Below are 22,508 nucleotides of genomic sequence, written 5' to 3' on the forward strand. Positions count from 1 at the left end.
AGGCGAGACAGGATGGACCGACTTCTGATGGACTCTGCGCAAGCTGTTGAAACTAAAGAAAAAGCCCCGGAGACCGAGGGCCAGCCGGCGATCGCATCGAGCCCTGAAAGGTTCATCAATCGCGAGCTCTCCTGGCTGCATTTCAACCGCCGCGTCCTGGAGGAAGCGGTCAATCCCAGCCATCCCGTGCTGGAGCGGGTGCGATTCCTGTCGATTTCGGCCAACAACCTCGACGAATTCTTCATGGTCCGCGTCGCCGGCATCAAGGCCCAGGTGCGCGAGGGCATTGCCGAGCGCAGCCCCGACGGCCTGACCCCGTCCGAGCAGCTCGCGCTGATCAACCGCACCGTCATCCAGCTCGCCTCGGACCAGCAGGCGATCTGGCGCGACCTGCGCGCCACGCTCGCCGATGTCGGCATCGTGCTGGTCGACGGCAAGGACGTCACCAAGGCGGAACGGAACTGGATCGAGGATTACTTCCTCCACAACGTGTTCCCGCTTTTAACGCCGCTCGCGATCGACCCCGCCCACCCCTTCCCGTTCATTCCGAGCCTCGGCTTCACCATCGCGCTCCAGCTCACGCGCGCCGCCGACGGCAAGCAGATGAACGCGCTGATCCGAATGCCCGGCAAGATCGACCGCTTCATCCGGCTGCCGGCCGAGGGCATCGTTCGCCTGATCTCGTTGGAGCAGGCTACCGCGCTGTTCATCAACCGCCTGTTCCCCGGCTACAATGTGCACGGTCAGGGCGCCTTCCGGATCATCCGCGACTCCGAGCTCGAAATCGAGGAAGAGGCGGAAGACCTCGTTCGCCTGTTCGAAACGGCGCTGAAGCGCCGCCGCCGCGGGTCGGTGATCCGGCTCGAGATCGACGCCAAGATGCCGGACCAGCTCCGCAGCTTCGTGCAGCACGCGCTCTCGGCCGCCGACGACGAGGTGTTCCTGGTCGACGGCGTGCAGGCGATGAACGAGCTCTCGCAGCTCACCCGCCTCGACCGCCCCGATCTCGAATTCACGCCATACGTGCCGCGCCACCCCGAGCGCGTGCGCGAGCATGGCGGCGACATCTTTGCCGCGATCCGGCAGAAGGATCTCGTCGTTCATCACCCCTACGAATCCTTCGACGTCGTGGTGCAGTTTCTGCAGCAGGCCACGCGCGACCCCGATGTCGTCGCGATCAAGCAGACGCTCTACCGCACCTCCAACAACTCTCCGATCGTGCGCGCGCTCGCCGAGGCCGCCGAGGCCGGCAAGACCGTCACCGCGCTGATCGAGCTGAAGGCGCGCTTCGACGAGGAAGCCAACATCCGCTGGGCGCGCGATCTCGAACGCGCCGGCGTGCAGGTCGTCTACGGCTTCCTCGAGCTGAAGACGCATGCCAAGCTCTCGATGGTGGTGCGCCGCGAGGGCGGCAGCCTCACCACTTACGTCCATACCGGCACCGGCAACTATCATCCGGTCACCGCGCGCATCTACACCGACCTCTCTTATTTCACCTCGGATCCGACCATCGGCCGCGACGCCGCGCGCGTGTTCAACTTCATCACCGGCTATGCCGCGCCGAGCGATCTGGAGAAGATGGCGGTGTCGCCGCTGACGCTACGCAAGCGCATCATCGAGCATATCCAGGGCGAGACCGCACATGCGCGGCACGGCCGGCACGGCGCGGTCTGGATGAAGATGAACGCGCTGGTCGACCCCGACATCATCGACGCGCTCTACGAGGCCTCGCAGGCCGGCGTGCAGGTCGAGCTCGTGGTGCGCGGTATCTGCTGCCTCCGTCCGGGAATTCCCGGATTGTCGGAGAACATCCGCGTCAAGTCGATCATCGGGCGCTTCCTGGAACACGGCCGAATCTACTGCTTCGGCATGGGCCAGGGCCTGCCGAGCGCCAAGGCGGCTGTGTATATCTCCTCCGCCGACATGATGCCGCGCAACCTCGACCGCCGCGTCGAGGTGCTGTGTCCGCTGCAAAATCCCACGGTGCATCAGCAGGTTCTCGAACAGATCATGGTCGCGAACCTGAAGGACAATGAGCAGAGCTGGCAATTGTTGCCGGACGGGTCTTCAACGCGTATGAAGACCGCGAAGGGCGAGGAGCCTTTCAACGTGCACAACTACTTCATGACAAATCCGAGTCTGTCTGGCCGTGGAAAGTCGCTCAAGGAATCCTCGCCGCGTCGTCTCACGCGCCGGAACGAACGCCATCAATCCTGATCAGGGATGTTCGACGTGAAGCGGCCGCGCAAGCGCGGCTCGAGCGTCGCTGTCATCGACATCGGCTCCAACTCGGTCCGTCTCGTCGTCTACGAGGGGCTGACGCGGAGCCTCATTCCGATCTTCAACGAGAAGACGCTGTGCGGCCTCGGGCGCGAGGTGCAGAGCACCGGCCTGCTCGCCCCTGATGCCGTCGACAAGGCGCTGACCTCGCTCAAGCGCTTTCGCGCCCTGTGCCGGGTGATGCAGGTCGGGCGGGTGTTCGCTATCGCGACCGCGGCCTGCCGCGATGCCTCCAACGGCCCCGACTTCATCGCCAAGGCCGAGCGCATCTGCGCCGTGAAGATCGAGATCCTGTCGGGCCCGCGCGAGGCACGGCTGTCGGCGCTCGGCGTGATTTCCGGCATCCATCATCCCGACGGCATCGTCGGCGACCTCGGCGGCGGCTCGCTCGAATTGATCGACGTACGCAAGAACAGCGTGCGCAGCGGCGTGACGCTGCCGCTCGGCGGTCTCGCGCTGCAGGACCTCGCGCACAAATCGCTCAAGCGCGCCGACCGCATCGTGCGCGAGGCGCTCGACGAGGTGCCGCAGCTCGCCGCGGGCCGTGGCCGCACCTTCTACGCGGTTGGCGGCACCTGGCGCGCCCTCGCCCGCATCCACATCATCCAGAGCGGCTACCCGCTTCAGGTCATGCACGGCTATTCGCTGTCCGCGGCCGAAGCGCTCGATTTCTCCCGCAGGCTGCGGCGCCTCGCGGCCGCCGACATGCTCGCCGACATCGAGAGCGTGGCCGACGCGCGCCGCCCGCTCCTCACCTATGCGGCCCTGGTGCTCGAGCACATCATCCGCGTCGCCAAGCCGAAGACCATCCTGTTCTCGACCTTCGGCGTGCGCGAAGGTCTGCTGCACGAGAAGCTGACGGACGCCGAACGCAACAAGGACGGCCTGATCTGCGCCGCGGAAGAGCTCAACCAGCTGCTGTCGCGCTCGGCCAAGCACGCCCACGAGCTGATCGCCTGGACCGATCGCCTGGCGCGCGTGGTCAAGCTGCGCGAGACCGAGGAAGACCGCCGCCTGCGCCACACCGCGTGCCTCTTGTCCGACATCGGCTGGCGCGTGCATCCCGATCACCGCGGCGAGCAGACGCTGAGCCTCGTCGTCAACGGCAATTTCGGCGCGATCACCCACGTCGAGCGTGCCTTCGTCGGCCTGTCCGTGTTCTATCGTTATGCGGGGTTGAGCGAGGAGAACCAGCCGCCGACCACGATGCAGGAGCTGCTGACGCCGGCGCAGCTCGAACGCGCGCGCCTGCTCGGCGCGGCGTTCCGTGTCGCGCATCTGATCTCGGCCGCGCGCCCGGGCGTGTTGCCGGCCACGCATTTCCGCAGCCAGGGCCGCAAGCTGATGCTTGTGTTCGAGCATCGCCTCGGCGACCTCGTCGCCGATCGCGTCGGCAGCCGCTTCCGCCAGCTCGCTCGCCTGATCGGCCGCGCCGGCTCGATCGTGCGACGCTGATTTTGCAAATGCGAATTCATCGCAGATAAGCGGCGGCGTCCTTCGCCGCCAATCATGAAACATTCTCCATGCACGGCGGCGGTTGATGCACATCAACCCGCCGCCGGCGTACCGGATTAGCGTGCGGCCACGTTGATCCGGACACCATTCGCCATGCAGCTCCACCCAGGGATTCGCCGTTCGGTCCGCGCCCGGAAGGCGGCTGGCTGCGTCTTCCTTGCGCTCGCATTCAGCTCTCCGGCTGCGGCGTCGAGGGCGCAGGACGAGGTGAAGCTGAGCGAAGCGCAGGCGCGCAATCTTGGCGTCCGCGTCACCCATCCGATTCCGAGCCGCACCGATCTGACGCTGCCCTATCCCGTGCAGATCGTGATCCCCACGCAGCAATTGTGGGTCGTCAGCGCGCCAGTAGCCGGCATGGTCGCCAATCTCCTGGTCGGACGCGGTGACCGTGTCACGGCCGGTCAGCCGCTGGTCACGCTGGAGAGTCCGAACTTCGTCTCCCAGCAACGCGACTATCTGCACGCGATCGCGCAGGAACACCTTGCCAGCCAGCAACTCAATCGCAACGTCGATCTGTTCGAGGGCAAGGCCGTGCCGCAACGCGTGCTTGAGGCCAGCCAGGCCGAAGCGCGTCAGGCCGCTCTCGTCGTTTCCGAACGGCGTCAGATGCTGCGTCTGAGCGGGATGTCCGACGATGCCATCTTGCGGCTGACCCAGGAAGCGGCGATCAGCGCCACGCTCACGGTCAATGCGCCACAGACCGCGTCCGTGGTCGATCTCGCGGTGTCGCCCGGACAGCGGCTCGAACAATCGGCGCCGCTCGTCAAGCTGGCGCGGCTCTCGCCGCTATGGGCGGAAATCGCGGTGCCCGCCGCCAACATCCGGGCGATCCGCACCGGTGCGAAGATCGAGATCGAGGATTATGCCACGCCCGGCAAGGTCGTGCTGGTCTCCGAGACCATCGACGCCGCCACCCAGACCATTCTGGTGCGCGCGGAAGTCCCGAACGACGGCGAGCTGCATCCCGGGCAGACCACCGCCGCCCGCATCGGCTTCCTCTCCGCGGGCGAAAGCGCATTCGAGATTCCCTATGGCGGACTGATCCGCCGGGGCGAGCAGACGTCGGTCTTCGTCGCCATCGACGGCGGCTTCCGCCTCGTCCCGGTGAAGCTGCTCGCGGAAGATCAGGACCACGTCGTCGTGTCGGGCCCCATCACGGAGGGGGACGCGATCGCGGTCGGCGGCATCTCCGCGCTTCGCGGCATTCTCTCGGGACTGGGGCAATAGATGCTCCGCCGCCTGGTTGCGTTCGCATTGTCGCAGCGCATGTTCGTGATGCTGGGCGTACTGCTGGTGATCGGCGCTGGCACCGTCCTGCTGCCCGGCCTGCCGATCGACGCCTTCCCTGACGTCTCGCCGGTTCAGGTGAAGATCATCATGAAGGCGCCAGGCCTTACCCCCGAAGAGGTCGAGCAGCGCATCACCGTCCCCGTCGAGCTCGAGCTGCTGGGATTGCCGAACAAGAGGGTGCTTCGTTCGACCACGAAATATGCGCTGGCCGACATCACTGTCGATTTCGAGGACGGCACCGACATCTACTGGGCGCGCAACCAGGTCTCGGAGCGATTGTCGAACATCTCGCGCGACTTCCCGGAAGGCGTGACCGGCGGACTTGCGCCGATCACGAGCCCGCTCGGCGAGATGTTCATGTTCACGATCGACAGTCCCGAGCTTTCGCTCGCGGAGCGCCGCACGCTGCTGGACTGGGTGATCCGCCCTGCCCTGCGGACGGTCCCCGGCGTTGCCGATGTCAATGCGCTTGGCGGCTATGTCCGCGCCTTCGAGATTGTGCCGCGCAATGATGCGCTGGCCGCGCGCGGCATTTCCTACGACCTGTTTCGTCGGGCCATCGAGGCCAACAGCCGCAACGATGGCGCCGGGCGGGTCAATCAGGGCGAGGACAGCGCGCTGGTGCGGATCGAAGGCAGCATCCGCTCGATCGAGGACATCAAGGCCATCGTCGTCGACACCCGCGAGGGCGTGCCGATCCTGGTCAACGATGTCGCGACCGTCAAGGTCGGGACGCTGACGCGCTATGGCGCCGTCACGGCGGACGGCCGCGGCGAAACCGTCGAGGGGCTGGTGCTCGGCCTGCGCGGCGCCAACGCGGGCCAGCTCATCCGCGACGTGCGCGCCCGGCTTGCCGAGCTGCAGCCCTCGCTGCCGAAGAGCGTGTCGATCAACGTATTCTATGACCGTAGCCGCCTGGTCAACCGCGCCGTCGGCACCGTGGTGCGGGCGCTTGCCGAGGCGACGATCCTCGTCATCGTTCTCCTGCTGCTGTTCCTCGGCAACTGGCGTGCGTCGCTGGTGATCGCGCTCAGCCTGCCGCTCGCCATCGTAATCGCGTTGATTGTCATGCGGCTGGTCGGAATGTCGGCCAATCTGATGAGCCTCGGCGGACTTGCGATTGCAATCGGCATGTTGATCGACGCCCTCGTGGTCGTGGTCGAGAACATCGTCGGCAATCTCGGCAAGCATGAACCGGGCAAGGGTCTGCCGCCGATCCACCTGATCTACCGCTCGGTGTGCGAAGTCCTGGAGCCGGTCGCCTCGGGCGTGCTGATCATCATCATCGTGTTCGTCCCCCTGCTGACGCTGCAGGGGCTGGAAGGCAAGCTGTTCATCCCGGTCGCGCTGGCCATCATCTTCGCGCTGGCCGGCTCGCTGCTGCTGGCGCTCACCGTCATCCCGGTCGCAACCTCCTACGTGCTCAAATCGGCCTCGCATCGCGATCCCCTGCTGGTGCGCGCGGCCCAGCGGATCTACGCACCGGCTTTGGGCTGGGCCTTGAACAACGAGCGCAAGGTGATGGCGGCGGCGCTGATCGGCCTCGTCGCGGCGGGGTTCGCCTACACCCAGCTCGGCAAGACCTTCATGCCGACGATGGACGAAGGCGACGTCATCGTCAGCGTCGAGACGCTTCCCTCCGTCAATCTCGACGAGTCGCTCGCGATCAATGCAAGGCTCCAGGCCGCGCTGCTGGCCGTGCCTGACATTGCCGGCATCGTCGCGCGGACCGGATCGGACGAGCTCGGCCTCGATCCCATGGGCCCGAACCAGACCGACACGTTCCTCGTGCTCAAGCCGGCCGCCGAGCGCGCAAGCGACAATCGCGAAGTGCTGCTGCAGAAGCTTCGCGAGGTCCTGGCCGGCTTTCCCGGCATCTCGCTCAGCTTCACCCAGCCCATCGACATGCGCGTGCAGGAGATGATCAGCGGCGTGCGCGGCGACGTCGCCGTCAAGATCTTCGGGCCCGACATCGCGAAGCTGAACGAAACGGCGGCCAAGCTGTCGGCGATCCTCTCCGGCATCGACGGCGCCGAGGACGTCTACACCACGCTGAACGAAGGCGCCCAATATTACACGGTCGCGGTCAATCGCATGGAGGCCGGCCGCCTCGGCTTGACCGTGGACTCAATCGTCAACTCGCTGCGCACCCAGATCGAGGGCCGGACCATCGGCACCGCGCTCGAGGAAGGACGCCGCACGCCGATCCTGGTCCGCGGCAGCGAGACGACGCGGGAGGCACCGACGCTGCTGGCGAGCCTGCCGCTGACGCTGGCGTCCGGACGTCACGTCGCGCTGTCACAAGTCGCCCGCATCCAGCGCGTGGACGGGCCGGTGAAGATCGACCGCGAGGACGGCGCCCGCATGAGCGTGGTGCGCGCCAATATCCGCGGGCGCGACATGGTCGGCTTCGTCGAAGCCGCCCGCCAGAAGGTCGCGAGCGACTTGCCGCTTCCGAACGGCTACCGGCTGACCTGGGGCGGACAGTTCGAGAACCAGCAGCGCGCCGCAGCCCGCCTGTCCGTCGTGGTCCCCGTCGCGATCGGACTGATCTTCGTGCTGCTGTTCACCACCTTCGGTGCGATCCGCCAGGCCTTGCTGGTGCTGGTCAACATCCCCTTTGCCCTGATCGGCGGGGTGTTCGCGCTGGTGGTGACGGGTGAATATCTGTCGGTGCCGGCCTCGGTCGGATTCATCGCACTGCTCGGCATCGCCGTGCTCAACGGCGTCGTGCTGGTGTCCTACTTCAACCAGCTCCGCGCCCACGGTCTGCCCGAGGATCGCATCGTCGTCGAAGGCGCCATGCGCAGGCTCCGGCCCGTGCTGATGACCGCGAGCATCACGGCGCTCGGCTTGATCCCGCTGCTGTTCGCCTCGGGCCCCGGATCAGAAGTGCAGCGGCCGCTCGCAATCGTCGTGATCGGCGGCCTCTTGTCCTCCACGCTGCTCACCCTGATTCTCCTGCCGATCCTGTATCGGCGCTATGGCGGGGCACCGAAGGTGGCAAAATGATCGAGCAGCCCGTCTGTCTCACCCTGATCGTGCCGCATCAGCTTCGCGACGAGGTGTTCGACCATCTCGCCGAGAGCGATGTGGTGACGGGATTCACGGCGTTGCAAGGCGCCGGACACGGCACCGAGGTGCGGTTGCTGACGGCGGCCGAACGCGTCAAGGGCCACGCCGATCAGGCCGTCGTGCAGGTGGTTCTGGCGAGCAGCGATGCCGGCCGCCTGCTCGCGCGGCTGCGGGTTTCGTTTGCGGGAACGAAGCTGGTCTACTGGACGACGCCCGTGACGGAGCTCGGCACGATCGACTGAGCGGGCCTATTCGGCCGACGCCCTGGCGTGGCGCTCGGAGGATTCCAGCGCGGCGGCGCTCAGCTTGCGCCGGCGCCAGATGGTTCCGACCATCAGCACGACGACGACGCCGAGCGCTGCGCAGAAATATTCGCCGCCGGATCCGCCATGGCCGAACTGCGGCGGGATGCGCAAGGCACCGAGCACGCCGTCAAGCGAGGCACCGAGGGGACCTTCGAACAGCGTGTGCAGCTTCGGCGCGATGGCGGGATCGGTCGCGATCACCTCACCCGCGATCCAGCCGAGCAGCGCAGCACCGGCCCAGACCAGCACCGGAAGCTTTTCGAGTAGCGCCATGATCAACGCCGCACCGGCGACGATCAGCGGCACGCTGATGGCAAGGCCGAGCACGAGGAGCGACGCGCTGCCATTGGCGGCGGCGGCGACCGCGATGACGTTGTCGAGCGACATGACGATGTCGGCGACCACGACGATCTGGATGGCCTGCCACAGATGCGAGGCCGCATCGACGTCGTCGTCCTCGTCGTGCTCCGGCACCAGGAGCTTGGCCGCGATCACGATCAGCGCGAGACCGCCGACCAGCTTGAGATACGGCAGCTCCATCAGGCTGGCGACGATGCCGGTGAAGATGATCCGCAGCATCACGGCAGCGCCGGCACCGAAGATCATGCCCCACAGCCGGTGTCGCGGCGACAGGCCGCGGCACGCGAGCGCGATAACCAGCGCGTTGTCACCGGACAGGAGGATGTTGATCCAGATGATCTTGCCGACCGCGATCCAGAAGGTCGGCTCGGCCATCTCGTTGCGAAACTGGGTGAAAAATCCCCCGATCGTAGCGGGATCGAAGATCTGCCAGAGCCAGTTCACAATAAATCCTTTCGCCCCATCCTAAACTTACGGCTGGTTGATCAGCCGACGATCTCGTTGCCCGCGAAGAACTGCGCGATCTCGATCGCGGCGGTCTCGGCGGCATCGGAACCGTGGGCGGAATTCTCGCCGATCGACTTGGCGTAGAGCTTGCGGATGGTGCCGTCGGCGGCCTTGGACGGATCGGTCGCGCCCATGGCGTCGCGATACTTGGCGATGGCGCCCTCGGCTTCCAGCACCTGGACCACGACCGGGCCCGAGGTCATGAACTCGACGAGCTCGCCGAAGAACGGGCGCGCCTTGTGGACGGCATAGAAGGTCTCAGCCTGTTCCTTGGTCATGCGGATGCGCTTCTGCGCGACGATGCGCAGGCCCGCCTTTTCGATCACGGCGTTGACGGCGCCGGTCAGGTTACGCGCGGTCGCGTCGGGCTTGATGATCGAGAAAGTGCGTTCGATGGCCATAATCTTGTCCTTGGAAGCAAAGCGGTGGTTGTCGGATTGCGGGGCTTATATCGGCGCCTTTGCCATCCGGCAAGCGACCGCCGGAACGGCCCTCACAGGCGCTTCGCCGCAGGCCGCCCGATCGAACACGGGCACGGATTACCGAGATTTCACCCAGATGAACCCAATCTGAAGGCCCTGTTCAGGGTTTGGTTCAGCCTCGTCGGCGTAAGGTCAACCCATCGAAACCAAAGCCCGATCATCAGGCGGACCGTTTCGGCGGCCTTTCCATCGACGCGGATGCCCCCGCGCCGGCAGTTTTGAGGAGATCACCATGTTGAGGAAACTTTCGCTTGCCGCTGTCGCTGCGGTTGCGCTGGGTGCCGCGCTGGCACCGACCTCGGCCTCCGCGCACTGGCACGGCGGCGGCCCGGGCTGGCATGGCGGTGGCGGCTGGCACGGCGGCTACCGCTGGGGCGGTCCGCGCTTCTACGCCCCCGTCTCCTACGGTTATGGCGGCTGCTATGTGCGCCGGCTGGTCCCGACCCCCTGGGGACCCCGCTGGCGGATGATCAACCGCTGCTACTGAGCCCGTCAGCACCTTCCTGAACACCGACAGGTATCTGCGCCCCCCACAGGTACCTTCCAAGAGAAGCCCCGGCGATCCCCCCGCCGGGGCTTCGCATTTTGGGCGGACAACGCAGGATTCATGCAATTTTGACGAGAATGCCCGGCATCCCCGGGAATCACGAAACCATTTTGGGGGCCAATGACTTGGTACCGTGTCGATACCTTGAGAACACGGAACCTGCGCAATGGCTGCCCCTTTTGCCAATGACAGCGAACAGATGGACCGGCGGACCAGCCGGTCGATTTGCGATGCCGTGGGCGAGCGGCTCCAGCAGAGCCTCCGCCCCGAAACCCGGCTCCCGACCCACCTCGAACAGCTCCTCAACGAGCTGGAGCGGCGCGACCGCGAGCCTCATTGAGGCCCGGCCGGGAGTTGCAGAAACGGGTTGCGTTTGACGGCGCCTGCGGTGACAAGGCCGCATGCTCGTCATCAACGACCTCTCCATCCGCCTCGCCGGACGCCTTCTGATTGACCAGAGTTCCGTGCAGATCACGCCCGGCGCGCGCGTCGGTCTGGTCGGGCGCAACGGCACCGGCAAGTCGACGCTGTTCAAGGTGATCCGCGGGGAGCTCGCCGCCGAGCACGGCACGGTGACCCTGCCGCCGCGCTGGAGCATCGGCAGCCTCGCCCAGGAAGCCCCGAACGGTCCCGAAAGCCTGATCTCGGTCGTGCTCAAGGCCGATCTCGAGCGGGACGCGCTGCTCAACGAGGCCGAGACCGCGACCGATCCGCATCGGATCGCCGAGATCCAGACTCGCCTAGTCGACATCGACGCCCATTCCGCGCCGAGCCGCGCGGCGGCGATTCTCTCCGGCCTCGGCTTTTCCGCCACCGACCAGCTCCGCCCCTGCGCCGAATTCTCCGGCGGCTGGCGCATGCGCGTCGCCCTCGCCGCCACGCTGTTCGCGGCGCCCGATTTGTTGCTGCTCGACGAGCCCACCAACTATCTCGACCTCGAAGGCACGCTGTGGCTGGAGGATCACCTCGCGCATTATCCGCGCACGGTGATCGTGATCAGCCACGACCGCGACCTGCTCGAAAGCTCGGTCGACCAGATCCTGCACCTGGAGCGAGGGAGGCTCACGCTCTACAAGGGCACCTACTCCTCCTTCGAGGAGCAGCGCGCCATGCGCGAGATGCTCGATGCCAAGGCGGTCAAGCGCCAGGAGGCCGAGCGCGCCCGGCTTCAGGCCTTCGTCGACCGCTTCAAGGCCAAGGCTTCCAAAGCCCGCCAGGCGCAGTCTCGCGTCAAGATGCTGGAGCGCCTGAAGCCGATCACGGCGCTGGTCACCCAGGACGTGCGCGAGATCAGCTTTCCCGCGCCGGAGAAACTCCTGTCGCCGCCGATCATCGCGGTGGACAACGTATCCGTCGGTTACGATCCGGCAACGCCGGTTCTCAATCGCGTCACCTTGCGCATCGACAATGACGACCGCATCGCCCTGCTCGGCTCCAACGGCAACGGCAAATCGACACTCGTCAAACTGCTCGCAGGCCGTCTCGCGCCGTTCTCCGGCAAGGTGACGCGCGCGGACAAGCTGTCGATCGCTTATTTCGCCCAGCATCAGCTCGACGAATTGAACGAAGACGGCTCCCCCTACGACCACGTCCGCAAGCTGATGGGTGGCGATGCGCCCGAGGCCAAGGTCCGCGCCCGCGCCGGCGCGATCGGTTTTTCGGGCAAGGCGGCCGACACCAAGGTGGCGAAACTGTCGGGCGGCGAAAAGGCGCGGCTGCTGCTGGGCCTTGCGACCTTCTTCGGCCCCAACATGATCATCCTGGACGAGCCGACCAACCATCTCGACATCGACAGCCGTGCCGCGCTTGCCGAGGCCATCAACGAATTCCCCGGCGCCGTCATCATGGTCTCGCATGATCGTTATCTGATCGAGGCTTGCGCCGACCAGCTCTGGATCGTCGCCGACCGCACCGTCACCAATTACGAGGGCGACCTCGACGAATATCGCCGCCTGGTGCTGTCCACGCGCAACGGCGAGCCCGCGCCGCGCGAGCGCAGCGCGCCAAACGAGAAGCCGCAGCGCGCAAGATCGGACAATCGCGGAGGCCTGAAGAAGCGCATCGCCGAAGCCGAAGCCGAGATCGCCCGCGTCAGCGAGATCATCACCAAGATCGACACCGCGCTTGCTTTGCCCGACATCTTTACCCGCGATCCCAAGCAGGCCGCACGGCTGTCAAAGGCCCGCGCGAACGCAGCCGACGCGCTGGCGCGAGCCGAGGAGCAATGGCTCGAGGCGAGCACCGAGTTCGACGCGGCCACGGGGTAGATTCGAAATCTCGAAAACAACCCCATGCACAGTACGGGCAAGATGTTACCTCGCCGCAAGCCGCGGACTGATATAGCCCTTACGGGCTGACTCAATCCGCGTATTGCCCTGCCGCCTTGATGATCGGCGCCCAGCGGTCGACCTCGCTGTTAAGCATTGCACCGAGCGCCTCCGGCGTCGCCTTGTCCTGCGGGACGGGCTCGGTGTTGATGTCGTTGAAGCGGGCGATCAGGGTCGGATCCTTCAGCGCCGTCTGCAGCGCGGCCGTCAGCTTCTGAACGACCGCCGGTGGTGTGCCCTTGGGCGCATAGATGCCGTGCCAGACGCCGAGCTCGAAGCCTTTGAGGCCGGCCTCGTCCGCCGTCGGCAGATCGGGCAGGCTCTTCAGCCGCTCCTTGGTGGTGATCGCGTAGGCCTTGACCTGTTTGGCCGTGATCGGCCCGGTCGTGTTCGTCGCCTGGTCGCAGGTGAGATCGATCTGCTTGCCGAGCAGATCGTTCATGATCGGGCCGTTGCCCTTGTAGGGCACCGTGGTGAGCTGCTTCTGGATGGCGGTCATGAACAGCATGCCGCACAGATGCGATGCGGCACCGAGCCCTGCATTGGCGTAGGTCAGCTTGTCGCCCTGCTGCTGGGCGTAAGCGACCAGGTCCTTGAGCGTGTCGGCCGGAAAATCCGGACGCGCGATGATGGTCATCGGCGCATTGGTCACGAGCCCGATCGGCGCAAAGGCCGTCTTGGTGTCGTAGCTGAGATTGCGATACAGCGTCGCCGCGGTCGAGATGCCGACGTGATGGATCAGCAGCGTGTAGCCGTCGGGTTGTGCGCGCGCGGCGCGGGTCGTGCCGATGGTGCCGCCAGCGCCCGTTGCGTTCTCGACGACGATTTGCTGTCCCAGCGCCTTTCCCATGCCTGCCGCGGTCAGCCGCGCGATGGTGTCGGTCGGCCCGCCCGCGGCGAACGGTACCAGCATGGTGATGGGCCTCGTCGGATAATCCTGGGCGACGGCCGCGCCGAGCGGCAGCAGCAGCGCCGCGACGAGGGTAATGAACCGCATAGTTTCCTCCGGATTGTTGTTGGCGCCATCAAAGCGCATTCCGGCGCGCGCGGCCATACGTCATCTGGAGGGCGTGACATGTGCGAAAGCGCCGCAGCCGCCGAGGGACCACGATATCTATTTTGCCTTCTGCTTCTGGCAATCCTCCGGCTGCAGGACGCCGATCGGCGAAGTTCCCGTAATCGTATGACAGACCGCAATGATGTGTTGTTGCCCGACAACGTCCCGATAGGTCAGGTCGACGAGAATGCTGACGCCTGAGCGCTTCGCAAGAAACTCACTGGCCTGGACGCTCGATATTCTCGGAGAGAAGACCGTTACGAAGGATTCGTGCCCGGGCCCCCAGTTTCCAAGGTTGGCATCCACCGTAGCGCCCGTCCCTCCGACGCTCCGGAGAAAGACACCGTCCTCCTCGAGGCGCATGAACTTGTTGATCTTGACGTCGGTTGCTTCGGTCTTGCCGGTGTTCCTGATCGTCACGTTCCAGCCAATCTGGCCAAACTTCTTTTTCTTGTCGCCCTGCTCGAAGCTGGGCCCTCCCGAGGTGTCGAGCGACACCGTCGGCATCTGGTCCCTGATCATCGCTTCCAACTGGCTCTGCATGATCTTGAGCTGATCATGGATAGCCTTGTCGGTGTTGCTCAGCGCCAGATATTGCAAGTACGCGACCAGCGCCAAAACAGCGGTAAAGACAGCGACCAGGCAGGTAAAGATGTCAGTTGGGTTCTTCCACCAAACGGACCGGCGTTGTTCGGCCCCCGCCTGCGGGACGATCTCCGAAACGACCTCCGGCGGCGTATGATCCTGAGTGTCGAGCAACTGGTTGCTGCCTATAGGAGTTGATGAACTCTCGATCAGCAATGGTCACGGATTGACGAAAATCGGCTTCCCTAATTGGGCCATTTGAGTGCTCCCGCGCTGGTTGTGTCAAGCAGCAACAATGTCGCGAGCCGAACGGCTGCCGTCCGGCCACGCTGACACGCCATACTTGGTTGAAGAGCGGACGGTGAGATCGTGACGCCGTTAGTTGAAAACCGTGGCGGCCGCTCGCAGATCGGCCGTGGACCACGGTCCGTCGTCAGGCCTGCTTCTTCTTCGGCTTCGGCTTCACCGCCCTCGGCACCGGCTGCGGCTCGGGATTGCCCTCGATCGCGGACAGGCGGCCTGACGTGAAGGTGTAGATGCCGGCACGCGGGCCGGTCGACCAGGTCACCACGGCGACGCGGCGGCCGGCTGCATCGTTGGAGAGATTGATGTTCGATGGCGCACCGATGCCGCGCACCACGTCGCATTCGGTATGACCGAGCGCGACCGTGCCGCCCATCGGCGCCGGAGCTGTCGTCGAGGCATTCGCATCGGCCGGCCCCGGAGGCGGCGTCATGCCGGGACAGGCGCCATCGGCGCTGACGAGATCCTCAGCTCCGACCGGCTTGTCCGGGGTCAGCGGCGGGGATTCGATCGAGATGTTCTTGATGAACAGCCGGCTCGGCGTGTTGAACCATTGCGCGTCCTTGGCGGACGCGAGCAGATCGGTCCCGCCGGAGCAGCCCGCGAGCAGCGGTGCTACGGCAGCCAACGCAACTATGAGCGACCTGGGAAGCTTTTGATGTCGCACGATAAACCAAATTCCCCGCGTGAAGGACCAGCCCTAAGCGATTGTCCCAACATCACTTTGCGGCACGAAGGTGACCAAAGCCAGCATCGCCCGAAAAGTGCAAATTATCATTAATTGCGAACGACCGCTAATTCCGACGCTGCCACCGGCCCCGCTCGTCGGCTTGCCAATAAGTGACATCAAATCCCCGCGCCTTGCAATCCGTCCAGGCACTACGGGCGAAAGCGAGGGCATCCGGGTCGTCACCGTCGAACAGCAGGACCATGCGCTCATAGCCCTGCGCGTCCCCCGGCAACGCCGCGTTGTCGACCAAAAAGCGGACATGGGCCCCGTTGGGATTGCCCTCCTCGATCGCCAGCACGATCGGCTGATCGGCGGCATCGTTCACGCGCCACGTCGCGTGCGGCAGGAAGGAATCGTCGCGATAGGTCCATAAGTGCGCGTCGAGCGCGTCGGCCCGTTCTTCCGAGGTCGACTGCACCACGACGCGCCAGCCGCGCTCGAGCGATTTCTCGAGAAGCGGCGGCAACACGTTCTCCACCGTCATGTTTTGCAGATGGTAGAACAACACTTCAGTCATCGCGACGTCACTTGCGCTCGTAGTGATCGGCGACCAGGCGATCGAGCAGACGGACGCCGTAGCCCGCGCCCCAGCTCTGGTTGATGTCGGTCTTCGGCGCGCCCATGGCGGTGCCGGCGATGTCGAGATGCGCCCATGGCGTGCCGTCGACGAAGCGCTGGAGGAACTGCGCCGCGGTGATCGAGCCGCCATGGCGGCCGCCGGTGTTCTTCATGTCAGCGAACTGGGAATCGATCAGCTTGTCGTATTCGGGTCCGAGCGGCATGCGCCAGACCTTCTCGCCGCTCTCGGCGCCCGCGATCAGCAGCCGGTCGGCAAGCTCGTCATTGTTGGAGAACATGCCGGCATGCTCGGTGCCGAGCGCGACCACGATCGCGCCGGTCAGCGTCGCCAGATCCACCATGAATTTCGGCTTGGTCTTCTTGGCGACGTACCAGAGCACGTCGGCCAGCACGAGGCGGCCTTCGGCGTCGGTGTTGATGATCTCGATGGTCTGGCCCGACATCGAGGTGACGATGTCGCCCGGCCGCTGCGCGTTGCCGTCGGGCATGTTCTCGACGAGGCCGATGGCGCCGACCACGTTGGCCTTGGCCTTGCGCGCGGCGAGCGCGTGCATCAGGCCGACCACGCAGGCCGCGCCGCCCATATCGCCCTTCATGTCCTCCATGCTGCCGGCCGGCTTGATCGAGATGCCGCCGGTGTCGAAGCAGACGCCCTTGCCGACGAAGGCGACCGGCGCCTCACCCTTCTTGCCTCCGTCCCAGCGCATGATCACGGTGCGGCTCGGCCGCGCCGAACCCTGGCCGACGCCGAGCAGCGCGCCCATGCCGAGCTTCTGCATCGCCTTGACGTCGAGCACCTCGACCTTGACGCCGAGCTTGCGGAGCTGGCTGGCGCGGCGTGCGAATTCCTCGGGGAAGAGCACGTTCGGCGGCTCGTTGACGAGATCGCGCGCGATGATCACGCCGTCGACGATGTGGCCGGCCGCGACGAACGCCTTCTTCGCGGCAGCGGCGTCGCCGACCGCAAGCGATACGTCGGCGCGGGAGCCGCCCTCCTCGCCGTCCTTCTTCCTGGTCTTGTAGCGGTCGAATTTGTAAGCGCGCAGGCGCAGGCCCGAGGCGATCGCAACCGCCTGCTCGGCTCCCATCGCGCCGTTGGGCAGCTCCGCCATCACGGTCATGGTGGCGGCCCCGGCGCCGAGCTTGCCCGCGGCCACGCCGCCGAACTTGAGGAAATCGTTCGCCTTCAGGCCGGATCCCTTGCCGGCACCGATCACAAGCAGACGGGTGGCCTTCACCCCTTCCGGCGCCAGGATGTCCAGCACGGCCCCGCTTTTGCCTTTGAAGGCGGCAGCGGCGGCGGCGCGTTTCACGAGATCGATACCTCCGCCGAGCGCCTTGGCGGTTGCCGGGCCGACCTTCAGGCTGTCGTCACAGAACACGACCAGGATGCCACGGGCGGCCGATGACAATGGGACAAAGCCGACCTTGATGGCATCGGACATGGGTAACTCCTTCAAAATTCTTGATCTTTTGATCGTTCCCGGCCGCGGCGGAGGCCGCCTTTGAACGACGATTCATTGCGCCTTGCGCACTATGGGCCAGCCGCCCGGCAGATGCCAAGCACCCCCCGTGGCCTCAAGGCCACAACGAGGGAAATATTAACCATATATTGAGGGTGCCACGGGGCAGCCATTTTGTTGACGGATCAAAGGGATGGTAGTGAGAGAGTGAACCGTCGGAAGAGCCGGCCGGGCGACCTTGGGGATCCCCTTTCGGGGATTGGTCGGACAGCGGGAATTCCGGACGGATTTGGGGACTTTTGGGGACTTGGGGATTCGTGCGGTAGCGCATGGGGTCGATCGATAGGTACATCTTCCGCACGACGCTGGCATCGTTTGCGCTGGTCCTGGTCAGCCTCACCGGCGTGATCTGGATTACGCAGGCGTTGCGCGGCATCGACCTGATGACGAGCCAGGGTCAGACCATCCTGACCTTCCTCGGCATCACCAGCCTCGTCGTGCCCGCGCTCGTGCTGATCATCTCGCCGATCGCGCTGATGATCGCGATCTCGCACACGCTGAACAAGCTCGCGACCGATTCCGAGATCATCGTGATGAATGCCGCCGGCTTCTCGCCGTTCCGGCTGTTCTATCCGTTCTTCTACGCCACCTGCGTTGTGGCGCTGCTGGTTGCCTTCATCGCGGCCTATCTCGCCCCCGACGGCATGCGGCGGATCAAGCAGTGGGATGCCGAGATCACCGCGGACGTGCTCACCAACATTCTGCAGCCCGGCCGCTTCGCCCAGCTCGACAAGAATCTCACGATCCGCATTCGCGAACGCCAGCCCGGCGGCATCCTCGCCGGCATCTTCATCGACGACCGCCGCGATCCGAACGAGCGCGTCTCGATCGTTGCCGAACGCGGCGAGGTCGTGAAGAACGACACCGGCTCGTTCCTGGTGCTGGAGACGGGCAATCTGCAGCGCTTCGAAGCCGGCAAGCGCGATCCGGCGCTGGTCGCCTTCGGCCGCTACGGCTTCGACATGTCGAAATTCTCCAACCAGGGCCGCGACGTCACCCTGGGCATTCGCGAGCGCTATCTCTGGGAGCTGTTCGCGCCCTCGGATAACGATCCCGTCTACAAGCAGATTCCCGGCCAGTTCCGCTCGGCCCTGCACGACAGCCTGCTCGCGCCGATCTATCCCTTCGCCTTCGCCGTGCTGACCTTCGCCTTTCTGGGCGCACCGCGCACCACCCGCCAAAGCCGCAACTTCTCGATCGGCGGCTCGGTCATCGCCGTGTTCGGACTGCGCATGGCGGGATTTGCCTGCTCGGTGATGGCCGTGAAGTCGTCGGCCCCGGTGCTGGTCCAATACGGAATGGTCTTTGGCGCCATCGGCATCGGACTATGGATGATCATCGGCGGCGTCGTGGTCGAGCCGCCGCCCGGCCTGATGGAGGCCATCAACAGGTCGAATGCGCGCATCGCGCGGCTGTTCGGAAGGCCGGCCACCGCATGAGCATGCTCACCAACACACTCGGGCGCTATTTCGCCGGCCGCTTCGTGGTCGCCGCGCTCGGCGTGTTCGCCGGCATCTTCCTGCTGCTGGTGCTGGTCGACTACATCGAGATGGTGCGCAAGACCTCGGGACTGGCCTCCGCCTCGGCGCTGATGGTGGCCGAGACCTCGCTGTTCCGGGTGCCGCAGCTGCTGGAGAAGCTGACGCCGTTCTGCATGCTGATCGGCGCCATGACCTGCTATCTCGCCCTCTCCCGCCGGCTCGAGCTCGTGGTCGCGCGCGCCGCCGGCGTCTCCGCCTGGCAGTTCATCTCGCCGGCGCTCGGCAGCGCGCTGCTGATCGGCGTGATCGCCACAGTCGCCTACAATCCGATGTCGGCGAACCTGCGCGAGCTCTCCAAGCGCATGGAAGCCGAGCTGTTCGGCTCGGCGCCCGGCGGCGGCATCCAGGACGCCTCCGGTTTCTGGCTCAATCAGGTCACCACCGACGGCCAGACCATCATCAATGCGGCGCGCAGCGAGCAGCAGGGCGTGCGGCTGACCGGGCTGACGCTGTTCCGCTTCGACCCCGAGCAGCACTTCAAGGAACGGGTCGAGGCGCGCGAGGCGACGCTCGAGCCCGGCCGCTGGCTGTTCAAGGGGGTTCGCCGCTTCTCGCTGGACGCGCCGCCGGTCGATCAGGCCACCCTGGAGATTCCGACGACGCTGACCGAGGCGCAGGTCCGCAACAGCTTCTCCACCCCCGAGACTGTGTCCTTTTGGCAACTACCGAGCTACATCCGCTCATCCGAGAGCTCGGGCTTCGCGACAGCCGGATACCGACTCCAGTATCAGAAGCTCCTGGCACAGCCGTTTTTGCTGGCCGCCATGGTGATGCTCGCGGCTTCCGTGTCGCTGCGCTTCTTCCGGATGGGCGGCGTGCAAAAGATGGTTTTGAGTGGCGTGGGCGCAGGCTTTCTGCTCTACGTTCTGTCGAAAGTGACTGAAGACTTGAGCAAGGCTGAGTTGATGCATCCGATCGCTGCGGCGTGGTTGCCCGTGGTGGTGGGCGGCCTCACCGGCTTTTTGGCCTTGTTGTACCAGGAGGACGGTTAGTGACTGCCGTCCAACGAGGACCTGTGTCTCGTCTGACGCGCCGCATGGTGATGCGCGCGAACGGGTCCGGCTTGTCGCTTCGCAGGCTGTTGATGGCTGTCGCCGCCGTGGCATCGCTCGGCGCGCTGATCGACGTTGCCGCCGTGGCGCCCGCCTCGGCCCAGAGCTTCACCTACAATCCCCTGCCGCCGCGCCCCAAGCCGCCGAAGGCCGCCAACGACAACCAGATGCTGGTTCAGGCGACCGAGGTCGATTACGACTACAACAATTCGCGCGTTTCCGCGGTCGGTAACGTCCAGCTGTTCTACAACGGCACCAGCGTCGAGGCCGACAGGGTCATCTACGACCAGAAGACCAAGCGGCTGCATGCCGAAGGCAACATCCGCATGACGGATGCCGACGGCAAGATCACCTATGCCGAGATCATGGATCTCTCGGACGATTACCGAGACGGTTTCGTCGATTCGCTGCGCGTGGACACCGCCGACCAGACCCGCATGGCCGCGAGCCGCGCCGACCGCTCCAGCGGCAACTACACGGTGTTCGAGAACGGCGTCTACACGGCCTGCGCGCCCTGTAAGGACGATCCGAAGAAGCCGCCGCTCTGGCAGGTCAAGGGTGCCCGCATCATCCACGACCAGCAGGAAAAGATGCTGTATTTCGAGACGGCGCAGCTCGAATTCTTCGGCGTGCCGCTCGCCTACATGCCCTATTTCTCGACGCCCGACCCGACGGTGAAGCGCAAGAGCGGCTTCCTGATGCCGGGCTACATCTCCGGCACGTCAAATACGGGCTACGGCGTCGAGGTTCCCTATTACTGGGCGATCGCGCCCGACATGGACGCAACCATCACTCCCCGCATCCTGTCGCGGCAGGGCGTGTTGCTGCAGGGCGAGTTCCGCCAGCGCCTGATCGACGGCGCCTACCAGATCCGCGCCTATGGCATCGACCAGCTCGATCCCGGCGCATTTTCCGGCCAGCCCGGCGACAAGCAGTTCCGCGGCGCCGTCGACACCAAGGGTCAGTTCGCGCTGAACGACAAATGGGTCTGGGGTTGGGACGGCGTCCTGATGTCCGACTATTATTTCTTCTCGGACTACCGCCTCTATCAGTACCGCGATCCGCTCGGCTCGTTCCTGCTGCTGCCGACGGAAGCGCTGTCGCAGCTCTATCTGACCGGTGTCGGCAACCGCAGCTTCTTCGACGCGCGGACGATGTACTGGCTGAGCTATTCAGGCAACCAGAGCCAGGTGCCGATCGTCTACCCGGTGGTCGACTATTCCAACGTGCTCAACTATCCGGTGTTCGGCGGCGAGTTCAGCTACAAGACCAATTTCGTTAACATGTCGCGCGACCAGGCGGTGTTCGACCCGATCACGACGATCGCCAACACCAACAGCCTGTGCACGACGGCATCGGCCGATCCGCTGGCCCGCACGCCGTCGCAGTGCCTGCTGCGCGGCTTCCCCGGCACCTATACCCGCCTCTCGGCGGAAGCGCAGTGGCGCAAGTCGTTCACCGATCCGTTCGGCCAGATCTGGACGCCGTTCGCGAGCCTCCGCGCCGATGCGATCAACTCCTCGGTCTCCAACCAGCCGGGCGTGTCGAACTATCTGCCTGTCGGCGACACCCAGGCGTTCCGCCTGATGCCGACGGTCGGCCTCGAATATCGCTATCCCTTCATCAACATTCAGCCGTGGGGTTCGACCACCATCGAGCCGATCGCGCAGATCATCATCCGGCCGAACGAGACCTATGCCGGCAAGCTCCCGAACGAGGACGCCCAGAGCACGGTGTTCGACGCCTCGAACCTGTTCAGCGTCGACAAGTTCTCCGGCTACGACCGCGTCGAGGGCGGCGGCCGCGCCAATGTCGGCGTGCAGTCCACCACGCAGTTCGACAAGGGCGGCGCCGTCAAGGCGCTGTTCGGCCAGTCCTACCAGCTGTTTGGCATGAATTCCTTCGCGGTCCAGGATTCCATCAACACCGGCCTGAATTCCGGCCTGGACAAGCCGCGCTCCGACTACGTCGCGAGCGCCAGCTACTCGCCCAACAGCACCTACACGTTCAGCGTCCGCTCCCGCATGGACGAGCAGACCTGGAACGTGCAGCGCTTCGAGGCGGAAGGCCGCGCCAATTTCAATCGCTGGTCGGTCGCCGTGCTGTACGGCAATTACGCGCCCCAGCCGGAACTCGGCTATCTGACCCGCCGCGAGGGCATCCTGACCGCAGGATCCCTCAAGGTCGCGAACAACTGGGTGGTGTCGGGTTCGGCGCGCTGGGACCTCGAGGCCAACAAGATCAACCAGTATGTGCTCGGTGCCGGCTATGTCGACGATTGCTTCGTGCTGGCGGCGAACTATGTAACTTCGTATAGCTATTCTGCGGGCACCACGCCGCCCGTGCTGAGCCATGCGTTCATGTTCCAGATCGGCCTGCGCACGCTGGCGACCTCGTCGACGACCAGCAGTTCCGCCGGCCTCCAGTGAACGGTTTGAAGTGCCGGCCGC

The 22,508-nt window shown here is 65.3% G+C and carries 18 protein-coding genes; 11 read left to right on the forward strand and 7 right to left on the reverse strand.

All coding sequences use genetic code 11. The annotated features are described in order from the left end of the window. The first annotated feature begins 27 nt into the window (after nucleotides 1-27). The 5 genes from QRQ56_RS08665 (at nucleotide 28) to QRQ56_RS08685 (ending at nucleotide 8,402) form a co-directional block, all read left to right on the forward strand. Nucleotides 28-2,217, forward strand: coding sequence for an RNA degradosome polyphosphate kinase (locus QRQ56_RS08665; RefSeq protein WP_438740117.1), 2,190 nt, complete (start codon nucleotides 28-30; stop codon nucleotides 2,215-2,217). A 15-nt stretch (nucleotides 2,218-2,232) separates the two neighbouring features. After that, nucleotides 2,233-3,735 (forward strand): exopolyphosphatase, encoded by a 1,503-nt coding sequence (gene ppx, locus QRQ56_RS08670; protein WP_438739120.1) that lies wholly within the window; start codon nucleotides 2,233-2,235, stop codon nucleotides 3,733-3,735. 153 nt (nucleotides 3,736-3,888) lie between these two features. Further along, nucleotides 3,889-5,022: an efflux RND transporter periplasmic adaptor subunit gene (locus tag QRQ56_RS08675; RefSeq protein WP_438739121.1), complete on the forward strand. Its 1,134-nt coding sequence runs from the start codon at nucleotides 3,889-3,891 to the stop codon at nucleotides 5,020-5,022. Next, nucleotides 5,023-8,097: an efflux RND transporter permease subunit gene (locus QRQ56_RS08680; protein ID WP_438739122.1), complete on the forward strand. Its 3,075-nt coding sequence runs from the start codon at nucleotides 5,023-5,025 to the stop codon at nucleotides 8,095-8,097. Then, a complete protein-coding gene (locus QRQ56_RS08685; RefSeq protein WP_438739123.1) occupies nucleotides 8,094-8,402 on the forward strand; it encodes a DUF3240 family protein in 309 nt (102 codons plus the stop codon). Before QRQ56_RS08680 ends, QRQ56_RS08685 begins: the two co-directional genes overlap by 4 nt. A 6-nt stretch (nucleotides 8,403-8,408) precedes the next feature. On the opposite strand, the gene QRQ56_RS08690 is transcribed toward QRQ56_RS08685, so the two are convergent. Beyond that, nucleotides 8,409-9,269, reverse strand: a complete 861-nt coding sequence (locus QRQ56_RS08690; RefSeq protein ID WP_438739124.1) for a TerC family protein — start codon at nucleotides 9,267-9,269, stop codon at nucleotides 8,409-8,411. A gap of 41 nt (nucleotides 9,270-9,310) precedes the next feature. Further along, the gene (gene ndk / locus QRQ56_RS08695; protein WP_438739125.1) at nucleotides 9,311-9,733 is read right to left on the reverse strand and encodes a nucleoside-diphosphate kinase; all 423 of its coding nucleotides are present in this window, start codon (nucleotides 9,731-9,733) and stop codon (nucleotides 9,311-9,313) included. A 313-nt stretch (nucleotides 9,734-10,046) separates the two neighbouring features. Here ndk and QRQ56_RS08700 point away from each other — a divergent pair, with 313 nt between their 5' ends. The 3 genes from QRQ56_RS08700 (at nucleotide 10,047) to QRQ56_RS08710 (ending at nucleotide 12,628) form a co-directional block, all read left to right on the forward strand. Further along, nucleotides 10,047-10,301, forward strand: coding sequence for a sulfur globule protein precursor (locus QRQ56_RS08700; protein ID WP_438739126.1), 255 nt, complete (start codon nucleotides 10,047-10,049; stop codon nucleotides 10,299-10,301). A 226-nt stretch (nucleotides 10,302-10,527) separates the two neighbouring features. Next, nucleotides 10,528-10,701, forward strand: coding sequence for a hypothetical protein (locus tag QRQ56_RS08705; protein ID WP_438739127.1), 174 nt, complete (start codon nucleotides 10,528-10,530; stop codon nucleotides 10,699-10,701). A 61-nt stretch (nucleotides 10,702-10,762) separates the two neighbouring features. Then, nucleotides 10,763-12,628: an ABC-F family ATP-binding cassette domain-containing protein gene (locus QRQ56_RS08710; RefSeq protein WP_438739128.1), complete on the forward strand. Its 1,866-nt coding sequence runs from the start codon at nucleotides 10,763-10,765 to the stop codon at nucleotides 12,626-12,628. A 91-nt stretch (nucleotides 12,629-12,719) separates the two neighbouring features. Here the strand turns inward: QRQ56_RS08710 and QRQ56_RS08715 are convergent, their stop codons facing one another. The 5 genes from QRQ56_RS08715 to QRQ56_RS08735 all read right to left on the reverse strand — a co-directional run bounded on the left by QRQ56_RS08715 (nucleotide 12,720) and on the right by QRQ56_RS08735 (nucleotide 17,387). Next, nucleotides 12,720-13,685: a tripartite tricarboxylate transporter substrate-binding protein gene (locus QRQ56_RS08715; protein ID WP_438739129.1), complete on the reverse strand. Its 966-nt coding sequence runs from the start codon at nucleotides 13,683-13,685 to the stop codon at nucleotides 12,720-12,722. Nucleotides 13,686-13,802: 117 nt separating this feature from the next. Then, nucleotides 13,803-14,504, reverse strand: a complete 702-nt coding sequence (locus tag QRQ56_RS08720) for a hypothetical protein (RefSeq protein WP_438739130.1) — start codon at nucleotides 14,502-14,504, stop codon at nucleotides 13,803-13,805. Nucleotides 14,505-14,763: 259 nt separating this feature from the next. Continuing rightward, nucleotides 14,764-15,261, reverse strand: a complete 498-nt coding sequence (locus QRQ56_RS08725; protein ID WP_438739131.1) for a hypothetical protein — start codon at nucleotides 15,259-15,261, stop codon at nucleotides 14,764-14,766. A 166-nt stretch (nucleotides 15,262-15,427) separates the two neighbouring features. Further along, nucleotides 15,428-15,880, reverse strand: a complete 453-nt coding sequence (locus QRQ56_RS08730; protein WP_438739132.1) for a DNA polymerase III subunit chi — start codon at nucleotides 15,878-15,880, stop codon at nucleotides 15,428-15,430. A gap of 7 nt (nucleotides 15,881-15,887) precedes the next feature. After that, nucleotides 15,888-17,387, reverse strand: a complete 1,500-nt coding sequence (locus QRQ56_RS08735; RefSeq protein WP_438739133.1) for a leucyl aminopeptidase — start codon at nucleotides 17,385-17,387, stop codon at nucleotides 15,888-15,890. Nucleotides 17,388-17,734: 347 nt separating this feature from the next. On the opposite strand from QRQ56_RS08735, the gene lptF reads away from it, so the two are divergent. The 3 genes from lptF (at nucleotide 17,735) to QRQ56_RS08750 (ending at nucleotide 22,487) form a co-directional block, all read left to right on the forward strand. Next, on the forward strand, nucleotides 17,735-18,904 hold the full coding sequence (gene lptF / locus QRQ56_RS08740; RefSeq protein WP_438739134.1) for an LPS export ABC transporter permease LptF: 1,170 nt from the start codon (nucleotides 17,735-17,737) through the stop codon (nucleotides 18,902-18,904). Further along, nucleotides 18,901-19,998: an LPS export ABC transporter permease LptG gene (gene lptG, locus QRQ56_RS08745; protein WP_438739135.1), complete on the forward strand. Its 1,098-nt coding sequence runs from the start codon at nucleotides 18,901-18,903 to the stop codon at nucleotides 19,996-19,998. Before lptF ends, lptG begins: the two co-directional genes overlap by 4 nt. A gap of 92 nt (nucleotides 19,999-20,090) precedes the next feature. Further along, nucleotides 20,091-22,487: an LPS-assembly protein LptD gene (locus tag QRQ56_RS08750; protein WP_438739136.1), complete on the forward strand. Its 2,397-nt coding sequence runs from the start codon at nucleotides 20,091-20,093 to the stop codon at nucleotides 22,485-22,487. The last annotated feature ends 21 nt before the right edge of the window (nucleotides 22,488-22,508 follow it).

The organism is Bradyrhizobium sp. U531, assembly GCF_051710265.1.
GTDB lineage: Bacteria > Pseudomonadota > Alphaproteobacteria > Rhizobiales > Xanthobacteraceae > Bradyrhizobium.